2 protein-coding genes are annotated in these 2,389 nt (G+C 68.6%); both read left to right on the top strand.

What is annotated here, in order from left to right:
* Positions 1-1,824: hypothetical protein (locus VF468_00505; GenBank protein HEX5876806.1), on the top strand; the 1,824-nt coding region annotated here is incomplete at its 5' end.
* 11 nt (positions 1,825-1,835) lie between these two features.
* Positions 1,836-2,389: UPF0164 family protein (locus VF468_00500; protein HEX5876805.1), on the top strand; the 554-nt coding region annotated here is incomplete at its 3' end.

The raw sequence follows: 2,389 nt of genomic DNA, 5'->3' as shown, positions 1-2,389 counted from the left end.
AACTCGCTGGTTTCCGGGCCCTCGAGCCTGGAGTCGGCGCGGGTCTCCAAGGCGGTGATCCCGGCCCCGACGCCGAGCAATCAGGTGATCGAGACCTCGGTCGCCCCGCACGTGGTGGGCCGGGATGTCGCCACGGACACGCTGTTCACCGCCCCGACCATCGATCCGACCACCGGCCGCTTCAGCGGCCCGATGGCGCCGGCGAATGGCGGCGTGGTGGAGTTCGTGGGCGAGTTCGCCGGTGCCGTCATCCAGCCGGACCAGGGTGGCGAGCTGTCCATGCGGCTCGACAGCATCACGCCGGGCCAGTGGAGCACCATCGCGTGCTGCGCGGTCGGCAGCGAGGGCTTCCAGACCAACTACTATCTCACGCTCAAGAGCCCGACCGACAGCTTCAAGGTCCTGGCGCCCATCAATACGTCGTACAACTTCCCGGGCCCGGACCTGGTGGCCGACTCCAGCTTCTTTACGGCGTTGACGGTGGACCCGGATGTGGCCCAGAAGTTCGAGGGGTCGCCGCCGTTCACCCTGTCGGCCTTCGGCGCGGTCCAGGTGCCGAGCCCCGGGGTCAACGGGGGCTGGGGCCTGGGCTGCTTCGCGGGTGACATCACCGCGCTGGTCGGCGCCACCACAGCGCTCGGGCAGTGCCCCTACAACGGGTCGCGCTGGTTCGACGGCCCCTCGCCGCAGCAGAACGAGACCATGGCCGATCCCAACGGCGGCAACTGCATCCCGAACTCGGGCGGCAGCACCTCCACGCTGGCGGCCACCGGCACCTGCGACCTCACGGCCTTCAACAACGCCGGCCAGCTGACCGGTGTGGACGTGATCTCGCAGGCCCGGGAGTACGCCTACTTCAACGGTCAGTGGCGGAACATGCCATGGTTGACAGGCACCGTTCACCGTGGTGCCGACTACAACGTTTACTGGGGCACCGGTGGTGTCATCGACTCCGTCGTCGACGTCACCCACAACGTGGTCGTGCCCTTCTCCGGGGCGATGGGTAGCACGTGGGGCGTCCTGAACGGCACCAACCCGGGTGTCGCCGGCGGCTACGACGGCCGGGCCACGGTCCTCACCATGGTCGACATCGGCTGTGTCGAGCCCATCAAGTCCGCCTTCTCGCCCGGCATGGACCAGCGGATTCCCTGCGACGGCGGGACGGCCGCCCTGGAGACCACCGCCGTCCTGAGCGACGTCGCGCTGTTCAAGGACGTGCCGGAGAACTCGCAGACGGCGGCGGTGTCGGGCCAGGGCTTCATGATCTACATCGTGGGCGACCTGTTCCTGATGCAGATGGCCGCCCTGCCCGCCCAGGGCACGGTGTGGGCCATGCGGACCTACGCGGGCGCCATCACGGGCGGCAAGGGCCCCGGCAGCGGGGACACCGGGCAGCCCTACCGCTTCACGCCGGCCGTGAACCCGTTCACGGCGGTGGGTGCCACGGTGAAGGTGGAGTTCGGGGTGGTGAACCAGGTGAACGCCACCACCAAGAACGACCTGAGCCGGGTCCATACGGTGCCCGACCCCTACTACGTGCAGAGCGCCTACGAGGCCAGCACCGACCAGAAGGTGCTCAAGTTCGTGGGGCTGCCCGAGAAGGCCATCATCCTGATCTACTCGGTGAGCGGCGTGCTCGTGCGGATGCTGGAGCACGATGGCGGCCGCTACAGCTCGACCAGCCGGTCGCAGGGCAGTGAGTTCGACTGGGACCTCCGTAATCGCAACAACCAGGTGGTCGCCAGCGGGGTGTACTTCTACCACATCGAATCCGGCGACGCTCGCCGAGTCGGCCGCTTCACGGTCGTGAACTTCGCCCAATAGGAGATCGGCCGATGACAACGTCCACCACGTCCCGTTGGCTGCTCGGGCTCGGGCTTCTCGCCCTGAGCCCGGCCGCCCTGGCGGCGCAGAACGACACCGGGCAGCCGGTCGGGCAGGAAGACAATACCAGTTACGGCACCACCTCGGCCGAGTTCCTGCTGCTGGGGGCCGGGGCCCGAGGCGCGGCGCTGGGCGGCAGCTTCGCCGCCATCGCCACCGACATCAGCTCGCTCTACTACAACCCCGCGGGGGCGGCCCTGATCGAGAAGGCGGGCCTCACCATCGGGACCTATGACTACGTGGCCGAGACCCGCTACTCGTGGGGCGGGCTGGCCTTTCCCTTCAGCGGCGGGAGCCGGGCGATCGGCTTCCAGCTGGGCACCTTCGGCTTCCGGGACCAGCCGGTCTTCACCGAGGACCAGCCGGAGGGGACCGGGGCCACCTACTCGGTGAACCAGACCTTCATCGGGCTCACCTTCGCCCAGAACTTCTCCGACCGCTTCAGCGCGGGGCTCACGGCCAAGTACGTGGACGACCGGCTGGGGACGGTGAGCGGGAGTGCGTT

The sequence above is a fragment of the Actinomycetota bacterium genome (assembly GCA_036280995.1).
Lineage (GTDB): Bacteria > Actinomycetota > CALGFH01 > CALGFH01 > CALGFH01 > CALGFH01.
Note: the sequence above shows the minus strand (reverse complement) of the source record. Positions and strands in the feature narration are given on the sequence as shown.